Origin of the sequence: Pleomorphomonas carboxyditropha, from assembly GCF_002770725.1 — a bacterium.
In the GTDB taxonomy this organism is placed as follows: Bacteria; Pseudomonadota; Alphaproteobacteria; order Rhizobiales; family Pleomorphomonadaceae; genus Pleomorphomonas; species Pleomorphomonas carboxyditropha.
Genome location: NZ_NQVN01000022.1, coordinates 59,883 through 86,505, shown reverse-complemented (window position 1 = coordinate 86,505; position 26,623 = coordinate 59,883). Strand labels below are relative to the sequence as shown.

23 protein-coding genes are annotated in these 26,623 nt (G+C 67.7%); 7 read left to right on the top strand and 16 right to left on the bottom strand.

Annotation, left to right across the window (positions count from 1 at the left end; all coding sequences use genetic code 11):
* The 15 genes from CJ014_RS22580 to CJ014_RS22510 form a co-directional block, all read right to left on the bottom strand.
* A partial coding sequence (locus tag CJ014_RS22580) for a methyl-accepting chemotaxis protein (RefSeq protein ID WP_100082761.1) occupies nt 1–1,540 on the bottom strand: 1,540 nt, incomplete at its 3' end.
* 72 nt (nt 1,541–1,612) lie between these two features.
* A complete protein-coding gene (locus CJ014_RS22575) occupies nt 1,613–2,116 on the bottom strand; it encodes a chemotaxis protein CheW (protein WP_100082760.1) in 504 nt (167 codons plus the stop codon).
* Nucleotides 2,113–4,146 (bottom strand): chemotaxis protein CheA, encoded by a 2,034-nt coding sequence (locus CJ014_RS22570; protein WP_100082759.1) that lies wholly within the window; start codon nt 4,144–4,146, stop codon nt 2,113–2,115. Before CJ014_RS22570 ends, CJ014_RS22575 begins: the two co-directional genes overlap by 4 nt.
* Nucleotides 4,143–4,511, bottom strand: a complete 369-nt coding sequence (locus CJ014_RS22565) for a response regulator (RefSeq protein ID WP_100082758.1) — start codon at nt 4,509–4,511, stop codon at nt 4,143–4,145. Before CJ014_RS22565 ends, CJ014_RS22570 begins: the two co-directional genes overlap by 4 nt.
* Nucleotides 4,508–4,825 (bottom strand): hypothetical protein, encoded by a 318-nt coding sequence (locus CJ014_RS22560; protein WP_133121914.1) that lies wholly within the window; start codon nt 4,823–4,825, stop codon nt 4,508–4,510. Before CJ014_RS22560 ends, CJ014_RS22565 begins: the two co-directional genes overlap by 4 nt.
* Nucleotides 4,826–5,274: 449 nt before the next feature.
* A complete protein-coding gene (locus tag CJ014_RS22555) occupies nt 5,275–6,372 on the bottom strand; it encodes an HD domain-containing phosphohydrolase (RefSeq protein ID WP_342588572.1) in 1,098 nt (365 codons plus the stop codon).
* Nucleotides 6,373–6,550: 178 nt separating this feature from the next.
* Nucleotides 6,551–7,369 carry a phosphate ABC transporter ATP-binding protein PstB gene (pstB, locus tag CJ014_RS22550; protein WP_100082756.1) on the bottom strand — a complete coding sequence of 273 codons (819 nt, stop codon included), beginning with the start codon at nt 7,367–7,369 and terminating at the stop codon, nt 6,551–6,553.
* A 2-nt stretch (nt 7,370–7,371) separates the two neighbouring features.
* Nucleotides 7,372–8,217, bottom strand: a complete 846-nt coding sequence (gene pstA / locus CJ014_RS22545) for a phosphate ABC transporter permease PstA (RefSeq protein ID WP_100082755.1) — start codon at nt 8,215–8,217, stop codon at nt 7,372–7,374.
* Nucleotides 8,217–9,212, bottom strand: coding sequence for a phosphate ABC transporter permease subunit PstC (gene pstC / locus CJ014_RS22540; RefSeq protein WP_245427566.1), 996 nt, complete (start codon nt 9,210–9,212; stop codon nt 8,217–8,219). Before pstC ends, pstA begins: the two co-directional genes overlap by 1 nt.
* A gap of 94 nt (nt 9,213–9,306) precedes the next feature.
* Nucleotides 9,307–10,371, bottom strand: a complete 1,065-nt coding sequence (gene pstS, locus CJ014_RS22535; protein ID WP_100082754.1) for a phosphate ABC transporter substrate-binding protein PstS — start codon at nt 10,369–10,371, stop codon at nt 9,307–9,309.
* A 187-nt stretch (nt 10,372–10,558) separates the two neighbouring features.
* Nucleotides 10,559–11,290: a TSUP family transporter gene (locus tag CJ014_RS22530; RefSeq protein ID WP_100082753.1), complete on the bottom strand. Its 732-nt coding sequence runs from the start codon at nt 11,288–11,290 to the stop codon at nt 10,559–10,561.
* 11 nt (nt 11,291–11,301) lie between these two features.
* Entirely contained in the window at nt 11,302–12,567 is a 1,266-nt protein-coding gene (locus tag CJ014_RS22525) for an MFS transporter (protein ID WP_100082752.1), read from the bottom strand.
* 20 nt (nt 12,568–12,587) lie between these two features.
* A complete protein-coding gene (locus tag CJ014_RS22520) occupies nt 12,588–14,810 on the bottom strand; it encodes a glycoside hydrolase family 3 protein (RefSeq protein WP_100082751.1) in 2,223 nt (740 codons plus the stop codon).
* Between the two features lie 232 nt (nt 14,811–15,042).
* Nucleotides 15,043–15,669 (bottom strand): TetR/AcrR family transcriptional regulator, encoded by a 627-nt coding sequence (locus CJ014_RS22515; RefSeq protein WP_100082750.1) that lies wholly within the window; start codon nt 15,667–15,669, stop codon nt 15,043–15,045.
* Nucleotides 15,670–15,876: 207 nt separating this feature from the next.
* Nucleotides 15,877–16,863, bottom strand: coding sequence for a LacI family DNA-binding transcriptional regulator (locus tag CJ014_RS22510; RefSeq protein WP_100082749.1), 987 nt, complete (start codon nt 16,861–16,863; stop codon nt 15,877–15,879).
* A 160-nt stretch (nt 16,864–17,023) separates the two neighbouring features.
* Between CJ014_RS22510 and ptsP the strand changes: the two genes are divergently transcribed.
* The 4 genes from ptsP (at nt 17,024) to CJ014_RS22490 (ending at nt 23,317) form a co-directional block, all read left to right on the top strand.
* Nucleotides 17,024–19,555, top strand: a complete 2,532-nt coding sequence (ptsP, locus tag CJ014_RS22505; protein WP_100082748.1) for a phosphoenolpyruvate--protein phosphotransferase — start codon at nt 17,024–17,026, stop codon at nt 19,553–19,555.
* Nucleotides 19,552–20,499 (top strand): 1-phosphofructokinase, encoded by a 948-nt coding sequence (gene pfkB, locus CJ014_RS22500; protein ID WP_100082747.1) that lies wholly within the window; start codon nt 19,552–19,554, stop codon nt 20,497–20,499. The genes ptsP and pfkB overlap by 4 nt, the downstream gene beginning before the upstream one ends.
* A 176-nt stretch (nt 20,500–20,675) precedes the next feature.
* Nucleotides 20,676–22,373 carry a PTS fructose transporter subunit IIC gene (locus tag CJ014_RS22495; protein ID WP_100082746.1) on the top strand — a complete coding sequence of 566 codons (1,698 nt, stop codon included), beginning with the start codon at nt 20,676–20,678 and terminating at the stop codon, nt 22,371–22,373.
* A 110-nt stretch (nt 22,374–22,483) separates the two neighbouring features.
* Nucleotides 22,484–23,317, top strand: coding sequence for a shikimate 5-dehydrogenase (locus CJ014_RS22490; RefSeq protein ID WP_100082745.1), 834 nt, complete (start codon nt 22,484–22,486; stop codon nt 23,315–23,317).
* A 76-nt stretch (nt 23,318–23,393) separates the two neighbouring features.
* Here CJ014_RS22490 and CJ014_RS22485 read toward each other — a convergent pair whose 3' ends face one another.
* Nucleotides 23,394–24,008 (bottom strand): TetR/AcrR family transcriptional regulator, encoded by a 615-nt coding sequence (locus CJ014_RS22485; RefSeq protein WP_245427564.1) that lies wholly within the window; start codon nt 24,006–24,008, stop codon nt 23,394–23,396.
* Nucleotides 24,009–24,163: 155 nt separating this feature from the next.
* Here CJ014_RS22485 and CJ014_RS22480 point away from each other — a divergent pair, with 155 nt between their 5' ends.
* From CJ014_RS22480 to CJ014_RS28410, 3 genes are all read left to right on the top strand, one after another.
* Nucleotides 24,164–25,195 carry a zinc-dependent alcohol dehydrogenase family protein gene (locus CJ014_RS22480; protein ID WP_207765843.1) on the top strand — a complete coding sequence of 344 codons (1,032 nt, stop codon included), beginning with the start codon at nt 24,164–24,166 and terminating at the stop codon, nt 25,193–25,195.
* A 126-nt stretch (nt 25,196–25,321) separates the two neighbouring features.
* Complete coding sequence (locus CJ014_RS22475) at nt 25,322–26,257, top strand: NmrA family NAD(P)-binding protein (RefSeq protein WP_100082742.1); 936 nt, start codon at nt 25,322–25,324, stop codon at nt 26,255–26,257.
* A complete protein-coding gene (locus CJ014_RS28410; protein ID WP_425351952.1) occupies nt 26,206–26,565 on the top strand; it encodes an NmrA family NAD(P)-binding protein in 360 nt (119 codons plus the stop codon). The genes CJ014_RS22475 and CJ014_RS28410 overlap by 52 nt, the downstream gene beginning before the upstream one ends.
* Nucleotides 26,566–26,623: the final 58 nt, after the last annotated feature.

Below are 26,623 nucleotides of genomic sequence, written 5' to 3'. Positions count from 1 at the left end.
TCGCCGACATCTCCTCGGAGGCGCCGGCGTTCTGCTGCGTCACCTTGTCGAGCTGCTGGATCGCCTGGTTGATCTGGGCGGCGCCAATGTCCTGCTCGCGGCAGGCGGCGGAGATCTCCGACACCAGCTCGGCGGTCTTGCGGATGTCCGGCACCAGGCGGTTCAGCATGTCGCCGGCCTGCTGGGCGGAGGCGACAGTATCGACCGACATCTGCGAGATCTCGGTGGCGGCCGCCTGCGAGCGCTCGGCCAGCTTGCGCACCTCCGAGGCGACGACGGCGAAGCCGCGGCCATGCTCGCCGGCCCGGGCCGCCTCGACGGCGGCGTTGAGCGCCAGAAGGTCGGTCTGGCGGGCGATCTCCTGAACGATGCCGATCTTCTCGGCGATGGTCTGCATGGCGGCGACGGCCTGGGTGACGGCCTGGCCGGACACTTCGGCATCCTTGGCCGACTGGCGGGCGATCTTCTCGGTCTGGGCGGCGTTGTCGGCGTTCTGCTTGATGTTGGAGGCCATCTCCTCCATCGACGAGGAGGCCTCCTCGGCCGACGAGGCCTGCTCGGTGGCGCCCTGGGCGATCTGCTCGGAGGCCGACGACAATTGCTGGCTGCCGGCCGACACATTGTCCGAGGCAACGAGCGCGTCCGCCACCACCGAGCGAAGACGCTCCACCATATCGAGCAGCGACTTGCCGAGCGTATCCTTGTCGGACAGCGGCTTCGGCGTCACCGTGAGGTTGCCGTTGGAGATCTCGGCGGCCATGCCGGCGGTCTCGCGCAGGTTGGCGGTCATCTTCTGCATGGCCGAGATCAGGTCCTTGATCTCGTCGTTGGCCTTGTGCGCCACCTCGTGGTTGAGGTCGCCGATGGCAACGGCTTCGGCCAGCTGGACGCCGCGCTTCAGGCCGCGGGCGATGGACAGTGACATCCAGGCGGCGGCGACGGCGCCGATGAGCGAGGCGGCAACCGCGATGGCGATCAGCACGAGCCGGGTCGACTCATAGCTCGCCTCGGCGGATTTTTCGGCCGCTTCCATCGCCTTCCTCTCGACGGCAACGAGCTCGTCGGAGGCGGCCGTCATGGCGATCGCCGCGGTGCGAATGTTGCCGTTCGAGAGGTTGACCGCCGCCTGCTGGCCGCTCGTCAACTGGACCTGATGCAGGTTCTTCACCGTGTTCTCGTAGACGTTGACGGTGCTCAGCAGCTTCTCCCAAAGCGGTTTGCCGTCCGGATCGGCAATCGCCAGCCCCTTGGTCACGACGTCGCGGACGGCGGCGAAGGCGGCGTCGGACTTTTCGTAATAGTCGGCCATTTCTTCGCTGCCGGTCGACAGAAGCGCGTTCTTCTGCTGGCGGACGCTTTCCGCCAGCGAGCCGGAGGCGCCCAGCGCGTATTCCAGGCGGAGCGCCGGGCCGTAAATGAGGTCGGTCAGCGAGCTGTTGAGCTTGGACAGGTTGGCGATGCTGAGCACGGCAAGGGCGATCAGCATCGCCACGACCAGGGCGAAGGATAGCGCAAGCTTTAGCTTGATGGTGATACGCATGATACTGGCACTTCCCTCGATGGGGCCTGTTCGGGCTTGTACGGGATCGGTTCTGGGTTTCGGGCGTTCGACTCAGTCCGGCTGGCTCGCGCGGCCCTTTGAAGAAAAGATGGTCCTGAGGTCGGGGAAGATGATGAAGGCGCCTTCCCGGTGGATCAGGCATTCGATGAACTGCGGCGGCCACCTGAGGCCGACGCGGGGAGGCGGCTCGCCGCCGGCCTTCGACAGCGTGGCGACTTCGTTGACGCGGTCGGTCCTGAGGCCGACCAGCGAGGGCGTTCCGTCGAGATCGAGCTCGACCACCACGATGCGGCTGTCGATGGTGGCCGCCGCCGCCGGCATGCCCATGGCAACGCGGATGTCGGCGAGCGGTATGACCTTGCCGCGGAAGTTGATCACCGCGTTGACGAACGGCCGGCTGCCGGGAACGATGGTTTCCGGCAGGAGATCGAGGATCTCGCGCACGATGGCCGCCTCGAGGGCGAAGGTCTCGCCGCCGATCTCGAAGGTCAGCACCTCGATCTCGTCGGCGGAGGCGTCCCGGACGGCTTTGGTCTTGAGGGCTGGATCACTCATGCGATGGCACGCAACTGCGCCTCCTGCTCCTGGCCGAGCGACACCAGGTTGGCGACGTCGAGGATGAGCGCGACCGAGCCGTCGCCGAGAATGGTCGCCCCCGAGAAGGTGGTCACGTCGTCATGCAGCTTGGACATCGACTTGATGACCGTCTGGTGGTGGCCGATGATCTGGTCGACGATCAGGCCGACGCGTTCCTCGCCGGTCGAGACCACCACCATCTTCTGATAGGGATCGGGCCTGGTGCCGGTGGCGAACAATTCGCGCAGGCGGATGAAGGGCACCAGGGTGTCGCGAAGCGACAGGAAGGCGCGGCCGCGCGAGCGCAGGTCCTCCTCCTGGCTGAGCTCGATGCATTCCTCGACGGCCGGCAGCGGGATCACGTAGCGGCCTTCGCCCACCCTGACGAGCAGGCCGTCGATGATGGCCAGCGTCAGCGGAATGCGCAGCGAGACGGTCGAGCCCTCTCCCGGACGGCTGGCGAGGTCGATCGAGCCGTGCAGCGACTCGATGGCCTTCTTGACGACGTCCATGCCGACGCCGCGGCCGGACAGGTTGGTCACCGACGAGGCCGTCGAGAAGCCCGGTTGGAAGATCAGTTGCAGCAGGTCCTGGTCGGCGATGGTCGCGCCCGGCTGGATCAGCCCGGCCGCTTCCGCCTTGGCCCGCACCCTCGCCCGGTCGATGCCGCGGCCGTCGTCGGTCACCGAGATGATCACCTCGCCGCCGGTCTGGCGGGCCGACAGGCGGATGCTGCCGGCCTCGGGCTTGCCGGCGGCCCGGCGGGCTTCGCCGTTCTCCAGGCCGTGGTCGGCGGCGTTGCGCACCAGATGGACCAGCGGATCGGCGAGGCGCTCGATCACCGTCTTGTCCATCTCGGTGCTCTCGCCGTCGGTCGACAGCTCGATCTTCTTGCCGGTATCGCGCTGGAGATCGTGCACCAGGCGGCGGTAGCGGTCGAACAGCGTGGCGACCGGCACCATGCGCAGCACCATCATGGTGACGCGCAGTTCGCTGCAAAGACGCTCCATCTCCTCGCTGACGGTGCGCAGCCCGATGTCGCTGCTGGTGGCGGCGATCTGCTGCAGGCGGGACTGGACGATCACCAGCTCGCCGACGCGATCCATCAGCTCGTCGAGGCGTTCGGCCGGAACGCGGACGCTTTCCACCTTCCGCCGCAGCTTCGGGTCGGCGGCGTCGGCAACCGGACGCGCCGCCGCCTCGGGTTCCGGCCGCTCCGGCGGCGGCTCGGCGGCGGCGGCCCTGGCGGGTGCATCGATATCCGAAAGAACCGGCGGGGCCACTTCCGGCAAGGGTGCGCCGTCGCTCGGCGCCTCGATCTCCAGAGCCATGTCGTCCATGACGAACAGGAACACGTCCTCGATGTCGGCACGGCTGCGGTCGGTGGTCAGCGTCACGTCCCAGGCGAGGTAGAGCGCCGTCGGATCGAGCTGTTCGAGGGGCGGCAGGGTCGATCTGTCGAGCACGACGCGGCATTCGCCCATCGCCCTCAGTTCGTCGAGGAAGCTCAGCGGGTTGGTGCCGTTGACGAAGGTATTCTCCGGCAGGCCGAACCTGATGCGCCAGGTGGTCGGCGCGGTCGGTGTCGCGGTCTTGGCCGGGGCGTCGGCGACGGATGCCATGGGAGCCGCCACCGCGCCGGAAACGGCCGCCTGCAGGCGCTCGAGAAGGTAGCGCTCCTCGGCGGCGTGGTCGCCGCTCGGGTCTTCGACCAGCGCGCGCATGTGGTCGCGGGCTTCGAGCACCGCCGAGACCAGCGCCGGCGTCGCCTCGGCCTGTCCCTTGCGGACGCGGTCGAAGGCGGTCTCGCAATGGTGGGTGAAGGCGGCGAGCCGGTCGAAGCCGAACATGGCGCCCGACCCCTTGAGGGTATGGAGGGCGCGGAACACGGCGTCGACCAGCGTGCGATCGTCGAGACGGTGCTCGAGGTCGAGCAGGCCCTGCTCCATCTGCTCCAGCAGTTCGGCCGCCTCGATGCGGAAGATGTCCGCGGGATCGGGATTGCTCATTTGGCCAGCACCTTCTGCACCAGGCGGATCAGCTGATCCGGCTCGAAGGGCTTGACCAGCCAGCCGGTGGCGCCGGCCGCCTTGGCGCGCCCCTTGAGGGCGGCGTCGGATTCCGTGGTGAGAAACAGGATGGGCACGCCGACCTGGTTCGGCAGGCGCCGGACCTCCTCGATCATGCGCAGGCCGTCCATGTTCGGCATGTTGAGGTCGGTGATGACGAGATCGAAGCGGGTCGCTCGGGCCTTGTTGAGGCCATCGAGACCGTCGACCGCCTCCGTCACCTTGTAGCCGGCTCCGGTGAGGGCGATGCGCGTCGTCATGCGCACCGACACCGAGTCGTCCACGGTCAGAATACTCGCAGTCACTGGGTGGTCTCCTCGTGGAGCCAGAATGAACGATCGGCAGAAGTCGCAGCCGTCATGAGGCCGCTTCGGTCCAGCGCGCGCCTAAGCTCGCCGTTGGCCGGCTCAAGAAGAGAAAGGGACTTGCCCTGTTCGTTGGCTCTCAGCCTGGCGGCTTCGATAAGCTGAAGAAAACTGAGATCAACGATCGCATCGGTCGGGATGCCTAATTGAATACTCGAGAATCCATCCAGGGCTTCTACAAGAGTAGAATAAGATGCACGGATGTCCGATACACATAGATTTGGATGCATCCGAATAACGGTTGAATTCTCCATTGGACAGCTCCTACTGGCGGCGGAAATATGGAAGGCAATTGCTAAATTTCCATAAACTACGTTTTTACGTTGTCGAATTGGATCAAAGGGCTAGAAATAGATTCGTAAAGAACTGAATGGTTGCGTTAATACTCAAGAGTCAGCAAGCGCGCGGCGCGAGCACTTGTGCTTGTGATAAACGGCAGAATCCTGTCCGTTTAGCCGGGAAGCCGCCGGGCGCGGCGCGATTCGGACTCGCGGGAGTTGTTAAGGTGGTCGCGACGGGCCGGATGCCTTGGTGACGGTGTCGGCTTGAAAAATGCCTAGGCACTAATACTGGCCGGTCTCAGGCGGAGCAGGCTTGACCGGCCGCCGACATGCCCGCCGGATTCAAAGCCGGCAAACCATGTGCCCGATGCGCCGGGCCCGGCATCGCCATCACCCGCGTTGTCGGCATGCGGGTCGACGTTCTATGACGGCCACGCCGGCGGTCCGTCCTCGTCGTCACGCAGGGTGCGGGCGATCTCCTCGATGTCCGGCCATTTCTCGCAGAACACCCGCACGCATTCCGGATCGAAATGGCTGCCCGAGCAGCGCACGATCTCGTCATAGGCGCGTTTGGCGGGCCAGGCTTCCTTGTAGGGGCGGGCGGAGGTCAGCGCGTCGAACACGTCGGCGACGGCGGTGACGCGGGCCTCGATGGGGATGGCGGTTCCCGCCAGACCGCACGGGTAGCCGCTGCCGTCCCATTTCTCGTGGTGGCCGCCGATGATCGCCGCCGCCACGCGGATGAGATCGGAGCCGCCGTTTTCGAGCAGCCGGACGCCGTAGTTCACATGCTCGCGGATCTCGGCCATTTCCTCCGGCGTCAGCCGGCCCGGCTTGTTCAGCACGGCGTCGCGGACGCCGATCTTGCCGATGTCGTGCAGCGGCGCCGCGAGATGGATCATCTGGCAGACATGCGGGGCGAGCGGCAGCCCCTCGGCGATCAGCCGGCTGATCGCCGCCACGCGCGCCACGTGGGCTCCCGTGCCGCCATCGCGCATCTCGATGGCCCGCGCCAGGCGCCAGATCATTTCCTTCTCGCGGGATGCCAGCTCGGCGGTCGCCTCGCGCACCGCTTCCTCCAGGCGATGGGCATGCGCGGCCAGCTCGACTTGGGTGCGACGAAGCGAGATCAGGTTGGTGACGCGCGCCCTGAGTTCGATCGGGTCGAAGGGCTTGTTGAGAAAGTCGTTGACGCCGGCGACGATCGCCTTGAGCCTGACCTCGCTGTCCTGCTCGGCGGTGATCATGACGATGGGAATGGCGTGATAGTCGGGCTGCTGGCGCAGGGCCGCGGTCAGCTCAATGCCGGTGAGTTTCGGCATCAGGTAGTCGACCACCACGAGATCGTATTGCCGCGTTGCCGCCAGCGCCAAGGCTTCCTCGGGCGTGTCGCAGAGATCGAGAGAAAGGTTCGGCAGCTCGGTCAGGGCGGCGCCCATCCACAACAGGACCGACTTGCTGTCGTCGACGATCAGCGCGCGCATCGGCTCGCCGGACAGGCCATGACTTTCGGTGAGCACAGTCTGGTTTCCTCCGGCGGCGCCCCAGAAGCAGGATGGGGCCGGCCCGGGCCGATCGCCGCCGGACATCATGACGGGCAAGGATGAAATAACGGTTCATCCCGATGAATGAACCCGGCACACGCCGAGGGGCGGCCCTGAAACCTTCGCTTCGCTTGTCGCTACGCCCGCCGCGCGGTCAGCCGAAGCGGCCGGTGATGTAGTCGGCCGTGCGCTTGTCCGACGGATTGGTGAAGATCTTCTCCGTCGCGCCGAATTCGACCAGTTCGCCGAGATACATGAAGGCGGTGTAGTCCGACGAGCGGGCGGCCTGCTGCATGTTGTGCGTCACGATGGCGATGCAATAGTCCGAGCGCAGCTCGGAGATGAGCTCCTCGACCTTGGCGGTCGAGATCGGGTCGAGCGCCGAGGCCGGCTCGTCGAGCAGGACGACCGCCGGCTCGGTCGCGATGGTGCGGGCGATGCAGAGGCGCTGCTGCTGGCCGCCGGACAGGCTGAGGCCGCTCTGGCCCAGCTTGTCCCTGACCTCGCCCCAGAGCGCGGCGCGCTTCAGGGCATGCTCGACCCGGTCGTCGAGCTCCGCCTTCGGCAATGAGTGATAGAGCCGGATCCCGAAGGCGATGTTCTCGTAGATGGTCATTGGAAACGGCGTCGGCTTCTGGAACACCATGCCGACCATGGCGCGCAGGGCGTTGAGGTCCTGGTCGCGATCGAGGATGTTGCGGCCGCCGATGGTGACGGAGCCCTCCGCCCGCTGCCGGGGATAGAGATCGTAGATGCGGTTGAAGACGCGCAGCAGCGTCGACTTGCCGCAGCCGGACGGCCCGACGAAGGCGGTGACGCGCCGGTCTTCGAGGTCGAGGTTGACGTTCTTCAGCGCCTCGAACGTGTCGTAGTAGAAGTGGAGGTCGCGCACCGATACCTTGACCGTGGCGGCTTCGTCATCGGCGGGCCGGGTGGAGACCGTGGGGCGGGCAGTGAGCGTTTCGCCGGCCATCGTCAAACCTTCGATTGGCTGCGCGCCGAGACAAGCCGCGCCAGCACGTTGAGAACGAGGATCGCAAAGGTGATCAGGAAGGCGCCGCCCCAGGCGAGCCGCTGCCAGTCGTCGTAGGGGCTGAGGGCGAAGCGGTAGATCACCACCGGCAGGTTCGCCATCGGGGCGTTGAGGTCCGTCGACCAGAACTGGTTGTTGAGCGCCGTGAACAGGAGCGGCGCCGTTTCGCCGGAAATGCGCGCCGCCGCCAGCAGCACGCCGGTCAGCATGCCGCTGCCGGCCGACCGCCAGACGATCGACACCATCACCCGCCATTCCGGCGCGCCGAGCGCGGCGGCCGCTTCCCGCAGCGGCACCGGCACCAGGCCGATCATGTCCTGCGTCGAGCGCACGATCACCGGCAGCGCGATGAGCGCCAGGGCGATCGAGCCCGCCCAGGCCGAATAATGCTGCGTCGGCAGCACCGTGAAGCCGTAGACGAACAGGCCGACCAGGATCGACGGCGCCGACAGCAGGATGTCGTTGATGAAGCGGGCGACGCCGCCGAACCGGCTGTCGCGGCCGTATTCGGCGAGATAGGTACCGGCGAGCACGCCGATCGGCGTGGCGATCAGCATGGCGAGGCCGGTCATCATCGCCGAGCCGACGATGGCGTTGGCGAGACCGCCCCGGCTGCCGGGCGGCGGCGTCTCCAGCGTGAACAGGTCGAGATTGATCGCCGCCAGGCCGCGCGACACCAGCGTCCAGCCGATCAGCGCCAGGAAGGCCAGCCCGGTCAGCGCCATCGCCACCGACAGCGACAGGACGACGATATTGACCGCGCCGCGGCGGCGCACGCGCGCGCTCATCAGCGGCCCTCCCGCTTGTCGAGCGCCAGCAGCATCCACTTGGCGAGCGCCAGCACGGTGAAGGTGATCAGGAACAGGACGAGGCCGAGGGCGATCAGCGCCGACAGGTGCTGCTCTTCGAACGCCTCGTTGAACTCGTTGGCGATCGCCGCCGAAATGGTGGTGCCGGGAGCCAACAGCGAGGCGCTGATCTGATAGGTGTTGCCGACCACGAAGGTCACGGCCATCGTCTCGCCGAGCGCCCGGCCGAGACCGAGCATGACGCCGCCGATCAGGCCGACGCGGCAATAGGGAATGACGATCTTCCAGACGACCTCGGTGGTGGTGCAGCCCATGCCGTAGGCGGATTCGCGCAGGAGCGGCGGCACGGTCATGAACACGTCGCGGGTGATCGAGGTGATGTAGGGCAGCACCATGACGGCGAGCACGATGCCGCCGTCGAGGATGCCGATGCCGAACGGCGGCCCCTGGAACAGCATGCCGATGACCGGCAGCGGGCCGAGATAATCGATCAGCGCCGGCTGGATATATTCCTGCAGCACCGGCGTCAGGTAGAACAGGCCCCAGATGCCGAACACCACGCTCGGGATGCCGGCCAGCAGCTCGATGGCCGTGCCGATCGGCCGGCGCAGGACGCTGGGGCAGATCTCGGTCAGGAACATGGCGATGCCGAAGCTGACCGGGATGCCGATCGCCATGGCGATCGTCGCCGTGATCAGGGTGCCGGCGATCGGGGCGAGCGCGCCGTAGACGTCCTCGACCGTATCCCAGTCGGACGTCCAGAAGAACGACGGCCCCATTGCCGTCAGCGCCGGGATGGCGCCGTGGGCGAGGAAGACGATCATGCCGGCCAGCACGACGACGACCAGCGCCGCTGACAGGAAGGTGATGGCGCGGAAGACGGCGTCCTGCCGACGGTAGAGGCGCAGGGTGCCGGTCATCCCGGGAGCGGCCCTTGGCTCCTCGGCGGCCGCGGCAAGGGTTTCATCGGTCATCGGGCAGAGCACCGCCATGATCGGTCGCGAAAACGGGGGCGCACGATGCGTGCGCCCCTGCAAAGGTCCGGTGTCGCCGACTTGACGGCTTCCGTTACGAAGCCGGCTTGTAGAGCGGGGCGTTGTTGTCGCCGGCGGTGATGTCGCGCAGCCAGGTGGCGCGCACCGAGGCCTTGACGCTGGCCGGCATCGGCACGTAGTCGAGCGTCTTGGCGGCGGCGTCGCCGCTCGAATAGGCCCAGTCGAAGAACTTGAGGGCTTCGGCGGTGGCGGCCGGGTCCTTCGGACGAGCCTCGACCAGGATGAAGGTCGCGGCGGTCATCGGCCAGGCCTGGGCGCCCGGCTGGTTGGCGAGGATCAGGTAGAAGCCGACCGCCTTCGACCAGTCGGCGCTGGCGGCGGCGGCGGTGAAGGCCGAGACGTCCGGCGAGACGACGTTGCCGGCGGCATTGACCATCTTGGTGAAGGCGACGCTGTTCTGCTTGGCGTAGGCGTATTCGACGAAGCCGATCGAGTTGGCGGTCTGCTTCACGGTGGCGGCGACGCCGTCATTGCCCTTGGCGCCGATGCCGCCCGGCCACTTCACGCTGTTGCCCGAGCCGATCGACGACTTGAAGGACGGGCTGACCTGCGAAAGGTAGTAGGTGAAGTTGAAGTTGGTGCCCGAGGCGTCCGAGCGCCACACGGTGGCGATGGCGGTCGACGGCAGGCCGAGGCCGGGGTTCAGCTTGGCGATCGCCGGGTCGTTCCAGGTCTTGATCTTGCCGGCATAGATGTCGGCGAGCGTCGGGCCGTCGAGAACCATCTTGTTCGGGCCGATGCCCTTGAGGTTGACGATCGGCACGATGCCGCCCATCACCGTCGGGAACTGGACGAGACCGGCGGCGGCCAGCGCATCCTTCTTGAGCGGATTGTCGGTGGCGCCGAAGGTGACGGTCTTGGCCTTGATCTGCTTGACGCCGCCGCCCGAACCGATCGCCTGGTAGTTGAGGCCGGTGCCGGTCTTGGCCTTGTAGCTCTCCGCCCACTTCGAATAGAGCGGGTAGGGGAAGGTAGCGCCGGCGCCGGTGATCTCGGCGGCCGCGGCGGAGCCAGCCACGAGGCCGGCGCCGAGAAGGAGCGCGCCGAGCTTCAGCGCGACGGACTTAAGGATTGCCATAGGGTGTCCCCCCGATAACTGTACATAGCCGGCTGCGACTGCAGCGGCAGCCCGCATCGCATAGGCCGCGCATGTGACAGTTGCGCTTCAGTTCCGTGAATGTTGCCCGACGGGCCGTCTTGCGCGGAACGGCGGCGGGCCGTGACGCCGGTGCCAGGACTTGCATCGGAACGGGGAAATGGGAGGCCTACAACTTCAGCAGGCCGCCCAAGAGCGCCGAAAGCGCTCCCAGAAGCGACAAGGCGACGGTTATGCGGGAGGCCACCGATGCGTTGAGCCAGGCGGTGGCGCGGTTTCCTGCGGCGATGCCGATCGCCATCATGGCGATGATGCCGGCCCATCCTGCGGGCGTGAGCGCCGGCCAGGCGTCGGCGGTGGTGGCCAGGCGGGCGACGACGGTGCCTGTCGACAGCGCGACGAGATAAGGCTGAAGCGTCGCGACGAACGGGCGATGCTCCCAGCGCGTCGCCTGCTGCAAGGCCGTCAGGGCCACTCCGCCGACACCGGCGAGGACCGTCATGGTTCCGGCTATCCCACCCGTGGCGGCCATGAGGGGGAAGGTGCGCGGTACCCGGCCGAGCCGGCCGATCGCTGCCGATCCCGCCAGGGCCAGCAGCATGACCACGGCGCTGGCAACCTGTGCGGTCGCGGCTGGAAGGTGCGCGGTGGCGAGGGCTCCTGCCGACACGCCGATGAAGCTGGTCGGCAGGAGCGCCAGGCAGGCCGGCCAGTCGACGTCGCGCCGGACCTGCGCGAGGACAAGGAGCGCCGACGCGATGCCGCAGATCTGGACGAGAACGACGCCCTGTGCCGGTCCGATCGCGATGATCGTGAACGGTGCCACGACCATCGCGAAGCCGATTCCGGAAATTCGCTGCAGTATCGCGCCGGCAAGGACGGCCGCCAGGAGGAGAAGCATCCGGCGGCCGGTCAGCGAACGCGGCGGATGGCGATGAACAGCGCCGCGCCGATCAGCGCCGCGACAGCCGCCAGCACGAACAGCGACCGGTAGCCCGAGGCGGTGATGACGGCGGCGGCGAGCAACGGCCCGGCGATCTGGCCGCCGGTGTTGGCGAAGTTGAGGATGCCCAGGTCCTTGGCCGCGGTGGCCGGGTTGGGCAGCACGGCAATGTTCAGTGCTTGGTCGACGGCGTTGAAGATGCCGAAGCCGATGCCGGCGAAGATGGCATAGGCGATGATCATCTCCGGCGTCGCCGACAGGAACGGCAGGAACACGCCGACGGCGATCATCAGCGCCGAAAGGACCACCGGCAGCTTGATTCGCTTGAGCTTGTCGGCGATCGGGCCCGACAGGAACGCCATGAGGATGCCGGCGACCATGATGATGGTGGCGGAAAGCGAGATGTAGCGGCCGGCGCCGGCCTTCTCGAGCTGCATGTAGTCGGTGAGGATGTAGAGCAGGTAGCCTTGGACCGCGAACTTGGCCACCTGGATGAAGAACTTGCCGAAAAGCGCGAGGTAGTAGTCGCGGGCATCGTGGCGGGCGAAGACGAAGTTGTCGAGCACCATCTCCTTCGTGAACGCCTTGCGCGGCATCGGCAGGCTGGAGGCTTCGCGGAACAGGAACGACGCCGCCGGAGCGACGATGGCGGTGAGCACGCCGAGCGCAATGAAGCCGCCCGTGGTATCGGCGAGGAACTGCGCTCCGATGACCTGCCCGAGCCCCGAGCCGAAGCCGAGGCCGAGCGCGTAGGCCGAGGCAGCGCTGCCGCGGAAGCGCGGTGCGATGCGGTCGGCAAGCGTGGCGAGCAGCGGCGCGACGATGGCGTTGAGGAAGAGCTGGTAGATCGCCCAGGTGATGATCAGCCCGGCGGCGGTGGAAACCTGCCCGAGGGCGGCCAGACTGGCGAGCGAGCCGGCGGCGCCGATCCATATCCATGGTGTGCGGCGGCCCCAGCGGGTGCGGGTGAGGTCGGAGAAGGCACCGATGACCAGGTTGGCGATCGTCGCCACCACCATGGCGACCGTCGAGTTGAGGGCAATGATCGCCGCCTTGTTGCCGGGGTCGATCTCGGCGATGCGCGCCGGCAGCAGCACGGCCACGGCGCCAAGATAGGCGACAACCCAGCAGAACGAGCCGATCGCCAGTCCGATGGCGAGCCGGGTCGGGAAGCGCGGCTGTTCGGAGTCCGGCGTGGTGCCGGTCCAGCCGGAAGGTTCCGTAGATGCAGACATGATCGAGGTTTCCTCCAGAATTATAGTCTTGTCGTTGTGGTCGCCGCGGCGGGGTCGCCCCAATGGCGCCCGGCTTCGATCAGCACCTCGCCGGCCGGCAGGCGGAACGTCCGCTCCGCCTCGTCCCAGCGCGTCAGCGGTTGCAGCGAGGCGGTGATCGCGACCTCGGCGGCGTCGCCGGCGGCGAGGTCGACGAGGCCGAAGCCGATGAGCTCGCGCTCGCCGGCGCGGTCGCCGTCGGTACGGGTGGCGTAGATCTGGATGTTGGCGCGGCCGGCGCGATCGCCGGTATTCGCGACCGCCACCGCGAGCGTCAGGGCATCGCCGTCGCGCATGGTGACGCTCGCCCGATCGATGGCAAAGCGGGTGTAGGAAAGGCCGAACCCGAGCGGATAGGTCGCCGTCCTGCCGTCACGGGCGAGCTTGCGCTGGCCGTACCAGCGGTCGTAGGTGATCTCGCGTGCGTCGATGTCGAAACCGGGCAGGTCGTCGGCGGAAGCGGCGATGGCGTAGGGCAGACGGCCGCAGAAGTTCTGGCGCCCGGTGATGAGGTCGGCAAGGGCGTGGCCGCCCTGCATGCCGGCATACCAGCCGATGACGAGGGCGGGGACTTCCTCGTGCCAGTCGGACAGGATGACGGCGCCGGCCGTCACCACCACGACGACGGTGCGGGGATTGGCGGCGGCCACCGCCCGGATGAGCGCGACGTCGCCCGCCGGCAGGCGCAGGTCGCGCCGGTCGCCGCCGATTTCCGGCCGTCCCTCGGCGGCGCGGACGCGTTCGAGCATGGTCGCGAGCACGGCCCGCTCGGCGTCGTCGCGCGGCTCGGGATAGAGCGCCATGAGGTCGTCGCGGGCATAGACGCGGCCGTTGACCCATTCGCCTTCCTCCGCCGCCGTGTAGCCGACCACGACCACCGCCGCCGTCGCGCCGGCGGCGAGCGCCGCGGCGCCGGCCGGATCGGTGCCGTCGTCATGCAGCACCGCCGCTTCGGGCAGGGCGGCGCGCAATCCTTCCAGCGGCGTCACCACCGCCGGCGCGTGCACGTTCGACGAGCCGTGGTCGCCGAGGTTGGGCAGGTCGGCAAGTCGGCCGACGACGGCGAGACTGACGAGTTTCGCCCTCTCCAGCGGCAGCACCGGCGCGCCGTCCACCGCCTCGTTGCGCAGCAGCACCATCGACTGCCGGGCGGCGCGGCGGGCGAGCGCGACGTGCTCGGGACCGGCGATGACGGATAGGTCCGGTTCGGCCGCATCGCGGCTGGCATAGTGCCGGAGCTGGGTGGCGATGAGCCGCAGCCCCGATTGCTCGACGCGTTCCCATGTCGTGTCGCCGGCCGCGAGTGCCGCCGGCAGCCTGTCGGCGCGGAGCTGGGCGAATGGCGCCTCCAGGTCGAGCCCGGCCTCCAGCGACGCGGCGGCGTCGCGAATGGCCCAGATGAAGTCGCTGAGGACGAATCCGTCGAATCCCCACTCGTCGCGCAGGACCTCGGTCAACAGTGGCCGGCTGGCGCTCGCCCAGTCGCCGTTGACGCGGTTGTAGGCGCACATGACGGCGGATGCGCCGGCCGCCAGGGCGCGGCGGAAATGTGGCAGATAGTCCTCGTGCATCGCTTCCGGCGCGCAGCGCACGTCGACGTCGAAGCGGGCGTTCTCCATCGAGTTGAGCGCGAAGTGCTTGACGCAGGCCATGGCGTTGCCGCCGACCCCGCGCACCAGGGCGGCACCCATCTCGCCGATCAGGATTGTCTGATCCGAATAGGTTTCCTGGGTGCGCCCCCAGGCCGGGTGGCGGGGCAGGTTGATGCAGACGCCGCCGAACAGGTTGCCGCCCGATGCCCTGAGCTCCAGCCCGATCGCCCGGCCGATTTCCTCTTCCAGCGCCACGTCCCACGACGCGCCGCGCGCCATCGATACCGGAAACGCCGTGGCGTGCCCGACGACGACGCCGCGCGGGCCGTCGATGAAACGGATGCCGGGGATGCCGAGGCGTGCGTTTGAACCCATCGGGTAGGGGATGTGGTTGTAGCCGTGCTGCATGATCGCCGCGCGGCCGGGCCAGAACGGTATGTCGCCGTGCAGGAGGGCGAGGCGTTCGGCACCCGTAAGCCGGCCGTAGAGCTCCCGCGCCACCGTGTCGCCGGCCGCGCCGGCACGGACGCGGACGACGGCGTCGTCGAACGGCGATGGGGGCGTCGCGGCGGACGTTGTCGCGAAGTCGGATTGTCCCGCAGCCTGGCTCACCAGCTCCTCCAGATATTTATTTAGTGCTTGGTATGTACTAAGTTAAGTGGACGATAAATCTGCTGCGACGGCTTCGTCAACGATCAATGTCGCCCTGGCAGGGCCATCCGTGCTCGCCCGTACGGCCGATGATCGGCCTCGCTCCGGCAAGGGATGCAAGGCCCGGCGTTCGGATGTTCCACGAGGCGATGGCCTCGACGAGCGGATGCGGCAGCATCTTCCCGAATTGGTATTACGCGTCGTTGACCATCGGCGGACGCCCGAACAGGGTTGCGGTCGCGGAATGCCATTCGGCTACCAGGTCGATGTTGTCGCGGTCGCGCAGCCAGCGCAATTGAACGCCATCCATCACGGCAAGCACGAGCCTGCCGCGCTCCATCGGCTCCATGCCGAGTGTCGAGCGCGCCGACGCGAACGTACGGATAACCAATTGCTCGCGTTCGAAGAAATAGTCGTGCACCGGATGGGTCGGTTGGAGGGCCTCGGCGCTGAGCAGCGTGTAGAGCCGGACGATCTCCGGCTGGGCGGCGTTGCGGCGCACCATCGCGTCGCAGACGTCTTCGAGCGGCAGGTCGCGGATGGCGGCATAGAGGTCGCCGCGCTCGACGCCGAGCCGCTCGGCGAGCGCCCGGCGATCGCTTTCGTCGCGGTGCTGAACCACCGCCAGGAGAAGTTTCTCCTTGCTGCCGAAATGATGCAGAACCGCCGTGTCGGTGATTTCGCACCGCATGGCCACGTCCTGGATCGAGATGCCCCAATAGCCGCGTTCGGCGATCAGCGCAGAGGCCACGTCGATGATCTGCGCCTTGCGGTCTTCACCACGAAGGCGCCGGCCAGTTCCTTTACCGAAGGCACCCATTCACGATCCGTTTCAAATCACTGGCAACCATTCGCCACGGCATTATCTGAAGCGAAATTGCATGGGCTTGCCAAGTCTCTTTCGGCGGGGTGCCGGAAGGTCGGCAACGGAGGTCCGCTTCTTTCGCCTGGTAACCGTCTTCCGGTCGATTGGGCCTAATCAAAGAGATGGAGTATTTCCGGCGAACCTGTTCTCGCCGGAAATGCTCTAGCAGGGCTTCCTGGTCGAGTTGCGCTCGATCAGCTTGCCGGAAAGCATGATGACCCGCGGCGCCATGTCCGGCGTCTCTATGCGCTCGAACAACAGGCGCATCGCCGAGTGGCCGATGTCGGCCACCGGCTGCTCGATCACCGTGAAGCCGGGGCCCATGAGGGCCGTCCATATCTCGTTGTCGAAACCGGCGATGGCGATGTCCTTCGGCGCCTCGAGGCCGAGTTCGCGCATCGCCTGGACGACGCCGAGCAGGATCAGGCCGTTGGAGGCGATCAGCGCCTCCGGCCGGTCCTTGCGCGACAGGATGTCCCGCGCGGCGACGGCGGCGGCGTCGGGGTTGGGCGCCACGAAGTCCGCCCGCGGCGCGAGGCCGTGAGCGCTCATCGCCTCGGTGTAGCCGCCGAGGCGGTCCCGGGCGGTGGACGAGGTGTTGCCGAACAGCCCCCCGATGTGGGTGAAGCCGCGCCCGCACAGGTGCTCGACCAGCGCGGCGGAGGCCTGGCGATTGTCGAGCACCACGGAATCGTGCTTGCCGGCCGGGCCGTGCCGATCGACGAGCACCACCGGGAAATCGAAAGCGAGCCGGTCGAGCTGCGCCGCGGTCTCGCGGGTCGGCGCGTAGATGACGCCGGTCACCCGCTCCTCCTGCATCAGGCGCAGGTACATCATTTCGCGAGACGGATTCTCATCCGTGTTGCACAGCACGACCCGCATGTTGGCCTTGTAGGCGGCGTCCTCGACGGCGCGGCTCAGCGCGGTGAAGAACGGATTGCGGATATCGGGAACGATCAGGCCGATGGTGTTGGAATGCTGCGAGCGCAGCCGGCGCGCCGAAAGATTGGGGCGGTAGCCGGTCAGGCGGATGGCGGTTTCCACACGTTCTCTGAGGTCGGGTTTGACGTGGCGGTTGGCGAGAACACGCGAAACCGTTGCCGGCGAAACGCCCGCTGCAACAGCCACATCCTTGATGCCAACGCTCATAGCTAAAATCGTTCTCCGTTTACGGCGGAAACAATCATGTCTACAGACGACCTTCAATAAGGGTTTTCCCAGCTTTCCCAAGAAAGCAAGCACATGATATCTGCATCAATCAATCTGAAAAGGTTTTCAGTTTTCTGAGATGCGGAGGAGAGGAAGTTTCATGTCGATCAGCACCAAGCCGCTTCTCGCGCCCGAGCTCACCCGCCTGAAGGCGGCGCCGGCGGACAAGGAAGCCGCCATCCGTCAGGCCTGCGCCCTGCTCGCCGACGCTGGCTACATCGATCCGGCCTATGCCGACAGCATGATGCGCCGCGAGGCGGTGGCCGAAACCTATCTCGGCCAGGGCGTCGCCATTCCGCACGGCATGAATGCCGATCGCGGCCTCATCAGGCACAACGGCCTCGCCATCCTGCAGATTCCCGGCGGCCTCGCCTGGAACGAGGGCCAGATCGTCAAGCTGGTCGTGGCGATCGCCGCCCAGTCGGACGACCATATTGCCGTGCTGCGCCGGCTGACGCGCCTGTTCCAGGACGAAGCGGCGCTCGAAGCGCTGTTCGTCACCGACGACCCCCTGGCGATCATCGCCGCGCTGGACGAAACGGCCGCCGCCAACTTTGCCGCCGACGCCGCCGGTGCCGCCGTGCCGGCCGATCTGGCCCTGGCGATCGAATGGACCGTCGCCTATCCCAACGGCCTGCACGCCCGCCCGGCCAGCCGCTGGGTCGACGCGGCAAAGGCCGCCGGAACGCGCCTGCAGGTCAGGCGCGGCGCCGACGTCGCCGACCCGACGCGGCTGGTTTCCCTGCTGCAGCTGGGGCTTCGCGCCGGCGAGACGGTGACGGTCTCCGCCGACGGCGACAACGCCGCCGTCGCCCTCTCCACCTTCATGCGGGTGATCGAGGGCCTGTCGGCCGAGGAGCAGGCCGACGCCGCCAAGGCGCCGCCGCCGGCCGGCCGCAAGGGCTGGACGCCGGCAACCAATCTGAAAACGTTTTCCGGCGTCGCCGCCGCACCGGGCGTCGTCATCGCCCCGGTGCATGTGCTGAAGGCCGCGTCGGTGGAGATCGCCGATACGCCGATGGATCTCGTCGCCGCCTCCGCGGCCCTCGATCAGGCCATCGCCGCGACGCTCGGCGAGCTGAAGACCGTCGCCGCCGAGGCCGCCGTCAAGGTGGGGCAGGCGGAAGCGGCGATCTTCGAGGCGCAGGCCGAACTTTTGAGCGACCCCGAAATCCTCACGAAAGCCTCCGTCCTCGTCGTCGGCGGCCATGGTCCCGCCTGGTCCTGGCGGGCCGCTGTCGAAGAGGTGGCCGTGTCGCTCGAGAGCAACGCCAATCCCTTGCTCGCCGCCCGCGCCTCCGACGTCCGCGACGTCGGCCGCCGCGTGCTGGCCAAGCTGGCGCCGGAGGTGGCGATCCGTTCGGCGATCGTCCTGCCGTCGACCCCGTCGATCCTCGTCGCCGCCGACCTGACGCCGTCGGACACCATCGGCCTCGACACCACGCTGATCGCCGGTCTGGCGACGGCGCAGGGCGGCCCGACCTCGCACACCGCCATCCTCGCCCGCACGCTCGGCCTGCCGGCTGTGGTCGCCATGGGCGCCGGCATCCTGGAGGCGAAGGCGGGGACGACGGCCATTCTCGACGGCGCCGGCGGCCGGCTCTATCTCGATCCCGGCGAGGCCGACCTCGCCTCGGCCCGCGCCTTCATCGAAGCCGATGTTCGCCGTACCGCTTCGGAAGCCGAGGGGCGGGCCCTGCCCGCCGCCACCACCGACGGCCACGCCATCGAGATCGGCGCCAACATCAACAAGCCCTCGGATGTCGCCGGCGCCATCGACCAGGGCGCCGAGGGCGTCGGCCTGATGCGCACCGAATTCCTGTTCCTCGACGGCGGGCACACGCCGGATGAGGAGGAGCAGTTCGCCACCTACGGCGCCATGGCGGAAAACCTCGGCGGCCGGCCGCTGATCGTCCGCACGCTCGACATCGGCGGCGACAAGCAGGCGCCGCACCTGAAGCTGCCGCGCGAGGAGAATCCCTTCCTCGGCGTGCGCGGCACCCGCCTGACCCTGCGCCGCCCCGACCTGATGCGGCCGCAGCTTCGCGCCCTCTACCGCGTCGCCAAGGCCGGCGCCAACCTCAAGATCATGCTGCCGATGATCACCTCGCTCGACGAGATCCTGGCCGTCCGCGCGGTGGCCGAGGAGATCAGGGCCGAGGTCGGCGCCCCCGCCGTGCCGCTCGGCATCATGGTCGAGGTGCCGTCGACGGCGGTGATGGCCGACGTCTACGCCGAATACGTCGACTTCTTCTCGATCGGCACCAACGACCTCACCCAGTACACGCTGGCGATCGACCGGCAGCATCCCGAGCTGGCGGCCGAGGCCGACAGCCTGCACCCGGCCGTGCTGCGCCTGATCAGAAAGACGGTGGAAGGCGCGGCCAGGCACAGGCGCTGGGTCGGCGTCTGCGGCGGCATCGCCGGCGATCCGTTCGGCGCTTCGCTGCTCGCCGGCCTCGGCGTCGACGAGCTGTCGATGACCGTGCGCGACATTCCCGCCGTCAAGGTGCGCCTGCGCTCCGCGTCGATGGCCGACCTCAAGGCGCTGGCCGACAAGGCGGTCGCCGCCCGCACCGCCGGCGAGGTCCGGGCGCTCGAGGCCTCCTTCGGTCAGGGAGACGCGGCATGAAGCCGGTCGTTACCATCACCCTCAACCCGGCGGTCGATCTGACGATCGAGGTCGACGGCTTCGCCGTGGGCGGCGTCAACCGCGCCGGACGGGTCCAGATGAATGCCGGCGGCAAGGGCGTCAACGTCGCCGGCTGCGCCGCCGACTGGGGCGCGCAGGTGACGGCGACCGGCGTGCTGGGGCGCGGCAACGACGGCGCCTTCGTCGAGCTGTTCGCCGTGAAGGGCATCGCCGACCGGTTCATCCGCATTGCCGGCGACACCCGCACTAACATCAAGATCGCCGATACCGCCTGCGGCGAAACCACCGATCTCAACACCCCCGGCCTCGTCGTCGACGCCGAGTGTCTCGGCCGCGTCACCGCCGCCGCCCTGGCCGCCTCCGAAGCCGGCGCCGTCGTGGTGATCGGCGGCTCGTTGCCGGCCGGTCTGGCTCCCGACGCGCTGGTGCCGCTGGTCGCGACGCTGCACGCCGCCGGCGCCAGGGTGGTTGCCGATACCTCCGGCGCGCCGCTGAAAGAGCTGCTCGCCGCCTCCGGCCATGCGCTGCCGTTCGCGGTGAAGCCCAACCGGCACGAGCTCGAGGACCTGGTCGGCCGGCCGCTGCCGACGCGCGACGCGCTCGTCGCGGCAGCCCGCGACATCGCCCTGCGCGGCGTGCGGCTGGTCGTCGTCTCCTGCGGCGAGGACGGCGCGCTGTTCGTCACCGCCGATGAGACGCTGACCGCCCGCCTGCCGAGGGTGGAAGCGCTCAGCACCGTCGGCGCCGGCGACGCCATGGTGGCCGGCATCGCCAGCGCGCTCGCCGAGGACAAGCCGGTCGAGGCCATCGCCCGGCAGGCGGTGGCTTTCGCCGCCGCCAAGCTGGCGCGCGTCGGTCCGCATCTGCCCGAGCGCGCCGTCGTCGAGGCGCTGGCCGAACGGGCCGAGATCGGCCGCCTCTAGAGCATCGGACCGAAAAGTGGAAACCGGTTTTCGGAAAATCCGATGCGACGACAAAGAGCTGGATCGTCATCTCGCGTCCGCCAGGACGCACGACGATCCAGCGGATCGTGTTCGAGGATATCCCTGAATTTCCGCCGGGGGATGGCAGCGGGAAATCTCTTCATTGGAGGATGAGAATGGCAAAGTTAGCAGTTGTGATCGGCGCCAAGGAGACGGGGAGCAAGCCCCTGATCGCCGCCGAGGCTCTGAAGAAGGCGGCCGAGGCCGCCGGCGCGTCGCTCAGCATCGAGACGCGCACCCCGAACGGCGTCACCACGCCGCTCGACGATGCGACGATCGCCGCCGCCGACGCGGTGCTGCTGGTCGGCGACGTCGCCGACGACGCCCGCTTTGCCGGCAAGACCATCCGCAAGGTCACGCTCGACGCGGCTCTGGCCGACCCGGCCGGCGCCGTCGCCGCCGCGCCGTCGGCGGCGAGGTTGATCGTCGGCATCACCTCCTGCCCGACCGGCATCGCCCATACCTTCATGGCCGCCGAGGGCGTCGAGCAGGGCGCCAAGGCGCTCGGCTACGCCGCCAAGATCGAGACGCAAGGCTCGGTCGGCGCGCAGAACACGCTGACGGCCGAGGAGATCGCCGCCGCCGAGCTGGTGATCATCGCCGCCGACACCAACGTCGACCTGTCGCGCTTTGCCGGCAAGCGCGTCTATTCCACCGGCACCAAGGGCGCCATCGCCAACGGCAAGGCGCTGGTCGAGAAGGCCATCGCCGAGGCGACCGTTCAGGGCGGCTCGGCCGCCGGCGGCAAGCGCGACCTCGCCGCCGAAGTGGCCGCCGAAAAGGCCGCCCGCGCCGCCCAGCGCTCCGGCCCCTACAAGCATCTGATGACCGGCGTCTCCTACATGCTGCCGTTCGTGGTGGCCGGCGGCCTGCTGATCGCGCTCGCCTTCGCCATGGGCGGCATCTACGTGTTCGACGACGCCCATGCCGGCACGCTCGGCCAGGCGCTGTTCAACATCGGCAAGCAGGCCTTCTCGCTGATGGTGCCGTTCCTTGCCGGCTTCATCGCCTATTCGATCGCCGACCGGCCGGGCATCGCCCCGGGCGCCGTCGGCGGCGTCATCGCCGGCGCCATCGGAGCCGGCTTCCTCGGCGGCATCGTCGCCGGCTTCCTGGCCGGCTACGTGGTGCTCTACCTCAACCGCTACATCAGGCTCGGCCGCAACCTCGACGGCCTGAAGCCGGTGCTGATCCTGCCGCTCCTGGGCACCACCATCGTCGGCCTCCTGATGGTCTACGTCATCGGCGAACCGGTCGCGGCGGCGCTCACCTGGCTGACCGACTTCCTCAAGGGCATGCAGGGCGCCAATGCCATCGCCCTCGGCGCGATCATCGGCCTGATGATGGCCTTCGACATGGGCGGCCCGGTGAACAAGGCGGCCTATACCTTCGCCACCGGCCTGATCGCCAGCCAGCTCTACGAGCCGATGGCCGCCGCCATGGTCGCCGGCATGACGCCGCCGCTCGGCCTGGCGCTCGCCACCAAGCTGTTCGCCAACCGCTTCTCGTCGGACGAGCACGAGGCGGGCAACGCCGCCGCCGTGCTGGGCATCGCCTTCATCACCGAAGGCGCCATCCCCTTCGCCGCCAAGGATCCGTTCCGCGTCATCCCGGCGCTGATGGCCGGTTCGGCCGTGGCCGGCATGATCTCGATGGCGGTCGGCGCCGAGCTGCGCGTGCCGCACGGCGGCGTGTTCGTGCTGCCGATCCCCAACGCGGTCAGCCACCTCGCCGGCTACATCGTGGCGCTGATCGCCGGCACGATCGTCACGGCGGCGCTGCTCAGGATCCTCAAGAAGCCGATCGCCGTCTGACCGGCCGGGACTGAACAAGGGGGCGGACGCCCGGCGCGCCCGCCCTTTCCCCGAAAGGCGATAGGACCCCGACGCCACTCTTTCGCGTTTCAGCCAAGGGCAGACGCATCATGAAGCCGTTCCCGCCGAAGCCTCCGATCGGTCCCGATACCAGGTTGTGCATGTCGCTGGCGGCGCGGCCGGGAAAATTCGGCTCCCGCTTCCATAACCGTCTCTACGATCGGCTCGGGCTCGACTTCGTCTACAAGGCGTTCACCACCACCGATCTTGCCGCCGCCATCGGCGGTGTCCGTGCCCTCGGCATCCGCGGCTGCGCCATTTCGATGCCGTTCAAGGAGGACGTCATCCCGCTGCTCGACGGTTTGGAAGGATCGGCCGCCGCCATCGACAGCGTCAACACCATTGTCAACGACGCCGGCCGCCTGACCGGCTACAACACCGACTACATCGCCATCGCCGAACTCTTGGACAAGGCCGAGCTATCGCGCGAGGCGCCGTTCGTCCTGCGCGGCTCGGGCGGCATGGCCAAGGCGGTGGCGGCGGCGCTGCGCGATCGCGGCCACCGCAACGGCACCATCGTCGCCCGTAACGAGGCGACGGGACGGCCGCTCGCCGACCTCTACGGCTTCGACTGGCGCGCCGATGCCGCCGGGCTGGCCGGCTCGCTGATCATCAACGTCACGCCGCTCGGCATGAAGGGACCGGACGCCGAAGCCCTGGCCTTCCCCGAAGAAACCGTCGCCGCCTCGGACGTGGTGTTCGACGTGGTGGCGCTGCCGGTGGAAACGCCGCTGATGCAACTCGCCGCCCGCCTCGGCAAGCGGCGGATTTCCGGCGGGGACGTGGCGATCATCCAGGCCCTGGAGCAGTTCGTGCTCTATACCGGCGTGCGGCCGGATATCGCCGAGGTGGAACAGGCCGCCGCCTTCGCCCGCTCCGCCTGACCCGGGCGATCCGGTTCAACCTCCCGATCCGGCCATGCTCCTCGAACAGCTCAGGCAGAACGGGGTTTGGCTCATTTCATTTTCCTCGCTGCTTGCAATGTTCATCGGTGGCGGGGCACTCGCGCACGGCGCTCATGACGACGTCGAAAAGACGTTCTGCCCGTGACTCGATTGCCGGTTGGTCACCGATCCATGCCAAGGCACCGGCCAGCGCTATCAAGTCCGTTCCGTCGATGTCGGTCCGTGCCGTTCCTTCGGCCTGCGCCCGAGCAAGAAGCCTGGTGCCTGAGGCGCGCATTTCGGCGCATGAGGCGTAAAGCGCCGACTCTTTGTCGTTAAGCGCAGACATCATCACCGCGACGACGCCACGATAGGTTCGAACGCTTGCGATAAAGTCGCGCAGCCAGGACACGAGCGCTTCATCGGGCGCGCTCGCGGTTTCCAGTTCATGCGCCTTGGCGGCCAGTTCATCCCAAGCGGTGCGCAGCAGCGTTTCCAGCAGTGCCTCGCGCGTCGGGAAGTGGCGGTAGAGCGTGCCAAGCCCGACGCCCGCCTTGCGCGCGATGTCGCGCAGCGAGGCGTCCGCGCCATCCTTCGTCACGGCCAGGCGGGCGACCGCAAGCAACTGCTCGTAGTTCTTGCGCGCATCGGCCCGCATGGCCGGGGCTGCTTCCTTTGGCGAAGCGATCATTTCATCCTCTTGACAATCGGAGCAGTGCTCCACATAAACGGAACATCGCTCCGCCTACTCCGGCGTCGATATCAGAACGGGCTGCGAATGTCATCATGAACGACGAACGGCATGCGCTCGCCCGGCGAGACGGGTCGGAAGCGTCATAGGAGGCAATGACAACGGCAATGAAAGTCTATCGGCAGACCTCTCTTGGCCTGGAGGGCCTCCAGCAATTCGACGAGCCGAATCCGCCATCGCCCGCTGGGCGGCAGGTTTTGATGCGCGTTCGTGCTTCCTCTTTGAATTTCCGTGACCTGTTATCGCTGAAAAACGGTATTCCGGCCCAATATATCGTGAATGCCGGCCGGTTTCCGCTGTGCGACGGCGCTGGTGAAGTTGTGGCCGTCGGACGCGGTGTAACCCGCGTCAAACCCGGCGAGCATGTGGCCGCGATCTTCCATTGGGACTGGATCGCAGGCCCGATTCCCTACTCCCTCAATACCTATGGCCGTGGGACCAAGGGCAATGACGGCATGTTGGCGGAACTGGCGCTCGTGGACGAGAGCGAACTTGTGCTCTTGCCCGAGCACTTGTCTTTCGAGGAAGGCGCGACGCTGCCGTGCGCGGGGGTGACCGCCTGGTACGCCCTTCATGGAGATACGCCCCTTGTGCCCGGCGAAGATGTGCTGGTGGAAGGGACCGGTGGTGTATCGGTCTTCGCCCTTCAGTTTGCCAAGATCTCCGGCGCGCGCGTTATTGCAACGACGACCTCTCCCGCCAAGATGGAGACCTTACGTGCCCTGGGCGCGGATGTCGTGATTGACGCTTCACGGGGCCCTGGCTGGTACAAGGAGGTACTCGCCGCCACCCATGGCCGCGGCGTGGACGTGACGGTCGAAGTCGGTGGACCGGCAAACTGGGATGACGCAGTCGCGGCAACCCGTGAAAACGGTCGCATCAGCATGGTCGGTGCCCTGGGCGGCCGGGATAAGGCCATGAGCTTTGAGTTCATGATACGAGGACTGCATCTGCATCCAACGCGGGTTGGGAGTCGGCTCCATTTTGAGCAGATGAATCGCGCGATGGAATATCACGGCATGCGCCCGGTGATCGATCGCATCTTTGATTTCGACGAAGTGCCTGCCGCGTTCGAATATTTCGAGCACGGCAAGCAGGCCGGCAAGGTCGTGATCCGGCACGGATGAAGCTGCGACCGCCGATGGCCCTGCGCAGTTCCGCTCGCCTTGCTGAGGTGCGCTTGCTGGCCTGTGCTCCTTCCTCATCCGAGGTTTTCGGACAGGTTTCCGCAATCAGAAAAGGACTATGACAGCATGACCGAGCAGGACTTCATTCTCGTCACCGGTGCGACCGGCATGCAGGGCGGCTTCGTCGCCCATGCCCTCCTTCGGCGCGGCATCAAGATACGCGCCCTGGTGTGGAGCGATATGGACTCGCCTGCCGCGCGGCGCCTGGCGGATGCCGGCGCGGACCTTTTTCAGGGCGACCTGGGGGATCGCGACAGCCTGAAGCGCGCGGCGACGGGCGCTTCCGGAGTGTTCTCCGTGCAGGTGCCGTCGAAACTGCCCGACGATCCGCTGGGCGAGTTGCGCCAGGGCCTCAATCTCGTTCAGGCCGCATACGCTGCCGGCGTCTCCACCTTCGTCCATTCCTCGGTCGCCCGCACCGGCGAGTATAAGGAATTCGTCGGCTGGGATGAGGGCCGCTGGCATCCCGACTATTGGGTCAGCAAAAGCTGCGTCAACGAGGCGGTGAAGGTCGCCGGTTTCGCGCATTGGCTGGTCCTCAAACCCGCGTCGATCCTCGAAACCTGGCTGCCTCCGAAGGTCGATTATGTCTGCCCGTCGCTGGCGCGGGGCCGCTGGGAGACCGCCATCGAGCCGGGCGTGAGGCAGCATCTGGTCGCGATGGACGACGTCGCCGCGTTCGCCGCCGCCATGTTCTCCGACCCGTCGCGCTTCGACCGGCAGGAGATCTCGCTGGCCACGGATGCGCTGACCATGGAGGAACTGGCCGGCATCTTCTCCGAGGTCACCGGCAAACCCATCCCGGTCGAGCACGTCACGGTCGATGAGATGGTCGCGCGCGGCATGACCCGGCCCGTCGCCGAGTCGCAGGCATGGGACAATGTCGAGGGCTACAAGGTCGACCTGGAGAAGGCCGCTGCGTGGGGTATCCCGCTGGAAAGCGTGCGCTCATGGGCAGAGCGCCATGTGGACGTGCTCAAGGCGGTGGTCGGACCGCGCTGACCTTGGTGATCGGCGAGGACGGCCGAGGGCCCATCCTCGTCACCGGTGCGACTGGCGCTCAGGGCGCCACCACCATCGACGCGCTTCTCATGAAGAATGTCTTGGTCCGCGCGCCTGTACTTGATCGGCAATCGAAGCGTCAGGGAAGCGCGCGGCGCGGTGTCGGGCTTGTGCAAGGCGATTTCGATGACGAGGACAGCCTTGCCCGCGCGATGGAGGGGCGCCGACGTCCTGGCCTTCCCCGAAGAAACCGATCGCCTCGGACGCGGTGTTCGACGTGGTGGCGCCGCCGGTCGAAACGCCGTTGATGCAACTCGCCGCCCACCTCGGCAAGCGGCGGATTTCGGGGACGGCCGGCCATCCGCC